Origin of the sequence: Acinetobacter sp. 102, assembly GCF_037028485.1 — a bacterium.
Taxonomy (GTDB): Bacteria; Pseudomonadota; Gammaproteobacteria; order Pseudomonadales; family Moraxellaceae; genus Acinetobacter; species Acinetobacter higginsii.
This window is the reverse complement of sequence record NZ_JAZEZK010000019.1, coordinates 72608-81881: the sequence shown is the minus strand read 5'-3', so window position 1 is coordinate 81881 and position 9274 is coordinate 72608. Positions and strand designations below refer to the sequence as shown.

Annotated in this window: 2 protein-coding genes and 1 pseudogene; all 3 read right to left on the bottom strand. The window is 41.1% G+C overall.

The genetic code is table 11. The features are described from left to right. Positions 1–3132, bottom strand: a 3132-nt coding sequence (locus WA352_RS17345) for an ESPR-type extended signal peptide-containing protein (protein ID WP_336143436.1), incomplete at its 3' end; no start/stop codon positions are given. Positions 3133–3541: 409 nt separating this feature from the next. Continuing rightward, complete coding sequence (gene tpgA / locus WA352_RS17340; RefSeq protein WP_005323053.1) at positions 3542–4333, bottom strand: trimeric autotransporter adhesin/peptidogylcan-associated protein TpgA; 792 nt, start codon at positions 4331–4333, stop codon at positions 3542–3544. A 60-nt stretch (positions 4334–4393) separates the two neighbouring features. Beyond that, a pseudogene (locus WA352_RS17335) lies at positions 4394–9247 on the bottom strand (ESPR-type extended signal peptide-containing protein). Between the last annotated feature and the right edge of the window lie 27 nt (positions 9248–9274).

Here is a 9274-nt window from a genome sequence, read left to right as displayed (position 1 = left end):
CGTCGTTGCATCAATGGTCGTGTTGCCGCCAATTGCGGTCTTAACACTATCCGCTACGCCTTGTAACTGACCACCATTCACCGCATCTTTAGAACCAGATGTTATCGCGCCATTCGCAACATTACTGATCTTATTGTTACCCGCATTGATGCCTGTCTTATTTAGACTTGGTGTGTTTGTTGTTTGTGTCACACCATCAGCATCAACAAATTTGACACCATCTTTACTTACATTTAGGCCACCAGCCGCATCTTTAATAACTAAACCACTGTTATCTAATTTACTATTCCCCGTTGAAACAGACGTGAAGTTAGGGTTATCACTGGTTGCAACGGTAATATCCTTACCGCTTTGTGTAATTGCAACATTCTTACCTGCAATAAACTTCACTTCTTGGTCTGGGGAAACCTGCGTTGAAGCATTACCTGATACGGTTCCACCAGTTGTAGCGCCAGTATTGACTTTCCAACCCTTATTCGCATTGTTCGCAACATCGCTTACAGTTTTTAATTGGTCTTCTGTTGCTGCTTGACCAGATGTGGCTGTACCACTCCAAGCCTTATTCGTTAATCCACTCACTGTACCTGTTGTACCATTAATCGTTACAGGGTTCGTTCCGGCACCACTACCGATGGTAATGTTGTTCGCTAGGCCAAGTTGAACACCGCCTGCAACTGTTGTGCTGGTGATGTTACTGTCGCCTTTAACATTAATATCACTGCCCAACGCATAGTTGTTCTTGCCTGTTGTGCCACCAAAGTTGATGCCTTTATCTGCTGTTGTTTTAGCTGCGTCTGCTGTGCTTTTTACACTCGTGATCGCACCATCAATGGTGTTCGAGCTTGTGCCACCAATGTTACTTGTGGTGATTGCACCCGTCGTTGCATCAATGGTCGTGTTGCCGCCAATTGCGGTCTTAACACTGTCTGCTACGCCTTGTAACTGACCACCATTCACCGCATCTTTAGAACCAGATGTTACCGCGCCATTCGCAACATTGCTGATCTTATTGTTACCCGCATTGATGCCTGTCTTACTGATACTTGGACTATTGGTAACAGGTGTTGTTCCATCTGCCTGTACAAAACTCAAACCATTGTTGTTAATAACTGTACCACCAGCATTAACACTATCAAATTTTACAGAGTCTGCTGTTGCAATAGTAATGCTAGTTCCTGTCCGAGAAAGCTTAATATTTTTGCCATCAATAAATTTAACTTCTGCGTCTTTACCTACGACTGCAGCAGTATCCGAATTGGTGTTTAACTTCCATGTCTGATTTTCTAAGCTAGTTGTACGATTATCAATATTCGTAATAGCATCACCAACATTCGTTTTTGTAGTACCACCTACATTATAAGTTGGGGTTGTAACTGCCCCCGTCGTTGAATTATAAGTTGAACCACCACCTAAAGCAGCAGCAGTATCAGCACCTTGCTTATCTGTTATTACTTTGAATTGTTTTAATTGAGCAACTGTTACACCATCAGAGTCTACGGCACCATCTGCCAAATTAGTTAGACGACGTTTAACATTGTTAGTGCCATCACCAACTGAAATTGTTCCTTGTGTTGTTGCCCCTACATTTGTTAAAAATGAAGAGCCTGTTTGTGCGGAAGCAACTGATTTTTGCCCTAATGCAATACTATTATCACCTGTGACTTTTGCCTCTGCTCCAATAGCAACACCTGACGTAACACTACTACCAGCTCCTCGCCCAATAGATACAGCATCCGTTTTTGTTGCAATAGAACCACTACCAATTGCAACAGAACCTTCTCCACTTGCTAACGATGTACTACCTATAGCCAAGGCATTATTTGCTAGTGCAGCTGTTGCAGTACCAATAGCAATCGCACGCTGTCCTAATGTGACTGACCCGCCGTGTCCTAAAGATTGATATAATGCATTCGCTTGTTCTGCTGTTAAAGTTTGTCCGTTGTATGATCCACCAGTAATCGCACCAACTGTACCTGTCGTTGCATTACCAGTTCCAGCAGCCTGATTAATTGTTATTGCAACACCATCCACTGTTCCAGTTAGCGTACCGGCAGTCCCTCCTAGGGTATCTTTTACTGTATTAGAACCATTAAAAACTCGAGAACCGACCGTTTTATTAGTTATTGTACCTTGCCCTAAAGACGTTGCTAATTGAATAGGTGCATTTGTACCGCTTGTAACATTCGTTGCACCATTACCAATAGATAAACTTTGTTGTCCCAATGCGGCACCACGGACACCAACCACTGCTGCACCTTGTTCTGTTGCACCAGAGAAGGCCCCTATAGTCATCCCTTCATCTTTTAACGATTGAGAACCACCACCAAAAGCAATTGCGTCCCGCCCAGATGCTTTCGTTTGCCCAACAGTTTGATATGCTGCCCCAGCTTGGCCAGCAACTACAGAAGCATTATCAATATCAGGTGAACCAATCGCAATACCACGATAACCTGTAGCTGTTGCTGAATGGCCAATAGCAAGAGCACCAGTTCCTGTTGCTGCAGCTACATTACCTATAGCTTGAGCATAATCTGCAGTTGCAGCAGATTGACGACCAATTGATAAAGATGTATTTCCTGTCGATAAAGCCGCGGCACCTATTGCTACTGCAGCAACATTATTTGCAGTTGCGTATGTCCCTATAGCAGTAGCTAATCCCTGATTTGCATTTCCAGCAGAAGCACCTGTACCAATCGCAGTATTACCACCAGATGTAGTATCAAAAGTTACTCTGCTGTTACTAGTACTAGTATTATATGGATTGGATCTATCCGCAATTACAGAGTCCTTTGCTCCAGCAATACTAGAACATCCTATTGCTACTCCATTTGTAGTAGTCGCAGATGCTGTACAAGTATTAATATTAGTGATATTAGCCCCGCTTTTAGTCGGGGTTCCACTAACTTCAGTACCTGCATAAGTCAAAGTAGGTGTAACAACTGTAATTAGTGCTAGTGATAAACTCTTTAAATTTATTGTTTCCGAGTGGCTCTTTTCATTAGACTCCTCTAGATTAGAAACCTCCCCAACCTTGCCATTATTACTACCTTTTACTTTTCCTTTCGCAAGTTCCGAAACCGCTACCCAAGCACCCAATGAGGCGTTCCATACAACCTTATAAACCTTATTCATAATATTTTTCCAAACGCAGATAAAAGTTACAACGTGTTCACTTATGTGTACAAGTCTGTCTATTAAGTTAAAGAAATGTAATTTATTACTATTAAAATAACTTTTTTAAAATGAGATGTAAATCACATTAGTACATGTTGTACATCTATCAATTCACCAATTTAAATTAAAATTTTAATTTTTATTTCTAAAATTAAATATTACAAATCAATAGTTAATTTTTAACTACAAGTAAAAAGTAAATCGCATAATCTTCACATTATGCAAATTTATATACAAAAAAAGTCGATACATGACGTAAATTGACATTCTCCTCCTAAATTTATGTTCAAATTTCGCATTAATATTTGTATCTAAATGTCAAAAATAAAAAAAGCCAGCATACATGCTGGCTTTTTTCTCAGGTATTCTACCAAGTTACATTGACACGTCTATTTGGTGCGAAACAACCAACCAATTGTGCATTTGCTTTATTACCTGCACATTGTTGATATAAATCAGTCTGGCTATTGGCTTGAATTTGGATACGATTTGCATCAATTCCTTGATTAACCAACAGCTTCGCAACAGTGTTGGCACGTTTTGATGACAATTGTTGGTTATAAGCAAATTTACCTAATGGATCTGCAAAACCTGCAACAACAATTAGACCTGTCGAATTGCTTTGTTTAATACGTTCTGCAATTGAAGCGACAGAACTAGAACCTTGTTCAATTGCACCTGCATTAAAACGATCAAATGCAAAGAACACACTTCCTGAACGTGCACCATTTACATTGGCATCATTTGGAACTTGATTATTAGCACCCCAAGCCATTAAGCCTTCACACGCTTCACCTTTCCAAGACAATCTTTCTGAAAGATACTTCTTATCGAAATCGACACGTAATTGGCAACGTAAATAGTCTTGGCTATTCGGCTGACGAATATCTAAAACATAATTCCAAGTTTTTACAAAGAAGACGCCTTCGCTAAATTGAGGATGGCCCAAAATGTGACGAATTTGATCTTTGGTCAGACCTGTGTCTAAACGTGCAACATTATCATATTCATAACGCTGTACTTGTTTTAAATAGCTTTTCTCAACCGCTGGAAACTTAATTTCTTCTTGCTGAGCCACAACTTCTTCTTGTGCAAAAGTAGTGGTTGTTGTTAAACCGACTAAAGTTGCCATCATCAAAATTTGAATATTCTTGTTCATTTCTTTACTCACAATATCTGTTGGATAAGGAGAGTCTAGGACTCTCCTTATTGAAGGCAATTAGTCAATAATTGTACTTACACCAATACGTACTAATGGGCTACCTTGGCTGCCTAAAGCAGCACCCGTTGTCAATGACCAGCGACCATTATCGGCAGTACGACGGAACGTCACACCTACTGCATTTTGATCGTTGTAGTAGGCCGCACCGACTGCCATGGTTAACTTACCTGGTACATAAGGTGCTTGCTCAAGTGCAGCTGTTGCAGCAATACCCGCAGACATTTTGTCTTCCAAATTGTCGATACGTTTGTTGGTGTCATAGAACACTTGTTGTAACTGATCACCAAGGTTGTTGATCTTGTTACCCAACTCTTGATTTGACTGGTTCAAACTTCCAATCGCATCATTAATATTGTTCTTACCTGTACCACCGATATTGTTGGTCGTAATACTGCCATCTTGATTAACAACCGTCTCACCGCCAATACTGTTCTTGATACTGTTCGAGATGTTATGGATCTGGCCACCATTCACGGCTTGGTTAGAACCCGCTTTGATTTCACCGTCCTTAACACCTTGCACCACACGATCACCATCTTTACCGGCCATATTGATACTTGTACCGCCTGTATCTTTACCAACGGTAATTTCACCATTTGGCGTCTGTTGCTGAACTAGACCAGACTTACCATTGTTGATGTTATTGATGTTGTTATTGATGTTCTGAATATCATTTGAGTTTTTATCAACTTGCTTCTGAACATCCCATAACTGACCACCATTTACAGCATCTTTAGAACCTTCTTCAACCTTACCATCAGCAACATTTTTCAGGTTTGTGCCTTTATCACCACCGCCTAAAGTCACAGAGTTTTTATCAACATTGCCATCTTTGTCTTTGTCATACTTCACAGCGTTGTCTGACAAGTCACCGATTTCTTTGCCGATTTGGTCTTTAACATCATTGATTTGCTTATCAAGCTGACCTTTATTTACCGCATCTTTTGCATCAACACCATCAGCGACATTGGTAATTTTCTTACCGCCTGCATCAATACCGTTAATTGTGATACTTGGACCACCCTTAATCGTTAAACCATTGTTATTAATAACGGTGTTGCCAGTGGTGATGCTGTCGAACTTCGCATCTTTCAACAATTCAACTTTGATACCATCTGCTGTGGTACGTGTAATGACGTTTTCACCGCTGGTCTTGTCTTCTGCTGTTGCAGCATCAGCGCCACCAACGATATTTAACTTCTCACCCAACTTACGATGTACATCTGCACCTGCATTACCTGCAAAGTTTAGACCTTTATTGGTCAGATCATTAACACCTGTAGTGACTTTGTCATCAACCGACTTGATTGCGTCATTGATGTTGTCTTTACCAGTTCCACCAATGTTATTGGTCGTGATGCTACCGTCTTTATTAACAGTCGTGTTACCACCGATGCTATTCTTGATGCTGTCAGAGATATTCTGAATCTGACCACCATTCACTGCATCTTTAGAACCATTCGCGATTGAACCATCTGCAACATTGGTAATGACTTTATTACCTGCATTGATGCCATCTTTGGTAATACTTGGACCATCTTTAATGGTTAAACCCTTGTCGTTTAATACCGTATCACCAGTCGTGATGCTGTCTAAATTAAGGTCTTTCTTAGTTGAAACTTCGTAGTTGGTACTACCATCTTTATTGGTTGTCTCTTTAACAACGATGTTGTCGCCTTCAGTCACTGTGGTTTTCGCTTTAGTTGCAGCGTCTTTCACATTGCTGATTGCATCATTGATGTTGTTTTTACCTGTACCACCAATATTGTTGGTTACTATACTGCCATCTGGATTAACCGTTGTGTTACCACCAATGCTGTTCTTGATGCTGTCAGAGATATTCTTGATCTGACCACCATTCACTGCATCTTTTGAACCTTTGGCAATTGAACCATCAGCAACATTGCTAATGACTTTATCGCCTGCATTGATGCCATCTTTGGTGATGCTCGGACCATCTTTAATGGTTACCGTCTTTATTAACAGTCGTGTTACCGCCGATGCTGTTCTTAATGCTGTCAGAAATATTCTGAATCTGACCACCATTCACTGCATCTTTTGAACCTTTGGCAATTGAACCATCAGCAACATTCGTAATGACTTTATCGCCTGCATTGATGCCATCTTTGGTGATGCTCGGACCATCTTTAATGGTTACACCCTTGTCGTTTAATACCGTGTCGCCAGTGGTGATGCTGTCGAATTTCGCATCTTTCAATAATTCAACTTTGATGCCATCTGCTGTGGTACGGGTAATCACGTTTTCACCGCTGGTCTTGTCTTCTGCAGTCGCTGCATCAGCACCACCAACGATATTTAACTTATCACCCAATTTACGATGTACATCTGCACCTGCATTACCTGCAAAGTTCAAGCCTTTGTTTTCCAACTCAGTCTTGGTGTTATCAATCTTGGTGTTCAGTTCTGTTTTGGTGTTATTGATCGTGTTGTTGAGCTCAGTCTTGGTATCTGTAATCTGATTACCCAAGTCTTTCTTTGCATCGTCTAACTTGTTGTTGGTGTCCGTGATTTGGTTACCCAAGTCTTTCTTCGCATCATCCAACTTAGTATTGGTATCAGTAATCTTGCCATCTAAACCATCTTTAACTTTGGTTAACTGGTCAACATTGACTGCATCTTTACCATTCACACCATCTGCAACATTGCTAATGACCTTATTACCTGCATTGATGCCATCTTTAGTGATGCTTGGACCATCTTTAATGATCACACCCTTGTCGTTTAATACCGTGTCGCCAGTGGTGATGCTGTCGAACTTCGCATCTTTCAACAATTCAACTTTGATACCATCTGCTGTAGTACGGGTAATCACGTTTTCACCGCTGGTTTTGTCTTCTGCAGTCGCTGCATCAGCACCACCAACGATATTTAACTTCTCACCCAACTTACGATGTACATCTGCACCTGCATTACCTGCAAAGTTTAGACCTTTATTGGTCAGATCATTAACACCTGTAGTGACTTTGTCATCTACCGACTTGATTGCATCATTGATGTTGTCTTTACCAGTTCCGCCAATATTATTGGTGCTGATGCTACCGTCTTTATTAACAGTCGTGTTACCGCCAATGCTGTTCTTAATGCTGTCAGAAATATTCTGAATCTGACCACCGTTCACTGCATCTTTTGAACCTTTGGCAATTGAACCATCTGCAACATTGCTGATAACTTTATCACCCGCATTGATGCCATCTTTAGTGATGCTCGGACCATCTTTAATGGTTACACCCTTGTCGTTTAATACCGTGTCGCCAGTGGTGATGCTGTCAAATTTCGCATCTTTCAACAATTCAACTTTGATGCCATCTGCTGTGGTACGGGTAATCACGTTTTCACCGCTGGTCTTGTCTTCTGCTGTTGCAGCATCAGCACCACCAACGATATTTAACTTCTCACCCAACTTACGATGTACATCCGCACCAGCATTACCGGCAAAGTTCAGACCTTTGTTTTCCAACTCAGTCTTAGTGTTGTCAATTTTGGTGTTAAATTCAGTTTTGGTGTTATTGATCGTGTTGTTGAGCTCAGTCTTAGTATCTGTGATCTGATTGCTGAGGCACCATCACCCGTTGCTTGTGCAACAGCACCAAATGCAGAAGCACCTTTGCCCGCAGCATTTGACATCACACCAAAAGCAGATGAAGCATCACCTGTCGCCTTAGAGGTCATACCGAAAGCCGAAGCAAATGCTCCTGTTCCTACAGCTTGAACACCAACTGCAGTAGAGCCATGATTTGCTTCAGTTGTTGGGTATTTACCAGCTTGTAACTTTCCGCCTGTGATTTCGGTGTATTTTTGGCTTAATTCAGTATCACGAGCAATTTTATCAACATCATCACCACCAATTGCAACAGATGAGTTACCGCGTGCAATTACATCTGCGCCAATTGCAATGGATTGATCACCGATTGCTTTAGTTTGATCACCAATTGCAATCGACTGATTACTATATCCAGACGCGCTACCCGTCGCACCTTTTGTTGATGCATTACGACCGATCGATACATCACCACTACCAACTGTCTCGCTTGCACTACCTACAGCAATTGCACCAGTACCTACGCCTTTTGCATTTGAGCCAACCGCGACTGCCTCTATGCCATTAGAAGTTGTATTTACACCGACAGCAATTGAGTTACGACCTTTAGCGCCATCATTCTCATAATTGCTACCTTTCGTGCCATTATCATTAATACTAACGTAATGTGTTTTTGCTTCTGCTACGGCACTTTTAAGTTGAGATACATTCACCGCATCATTATCTTTGACACCTTCTGCGATATTTGTAACTCTTAAAAATCTATCGTCTTCCCAAGCACCTTGTTCTTTACCTTGATAGTACTTAGGATCACCTTTTTTATGCCCAAAAGACACTGTAAAGTCTTCTGTTGTACTCGCTTGACCACCAATTGCAACTGAATTATCCCCATAAGCAATTGCATCATTACCAATTGCGATAGCCCCTTTACCATCAAGATTCGGTTGTCTTGACTCAGCTCTTGAGCCACTACCAATCGCAATTGAACCTCTACCTGTTGACTGCACATCATTACCCACTGCAATAGCAAAATCACTATTTGCACAAGATTGGGTATTGCCCCCACCTACAATTACAGAGCCAGAATTATTACATTTATTCGGTGTGCTACTTCCATTCCCCAGTACTGTCCCTGCAAGTGCATTTGAAGAGAAAGTAACAGCCCCAACTAAAACTGCAGCAGATAAATTGAGAACTTTTGATTTGGTTTTTGTTTTGCTTTTTGCGAGTTCTGATGTTGCAACCCATGCGCCAATCGATGCATTCCAAACCACTTTATATACTTTATTCATAAAAATTCTCAGATAATTACTACAGTT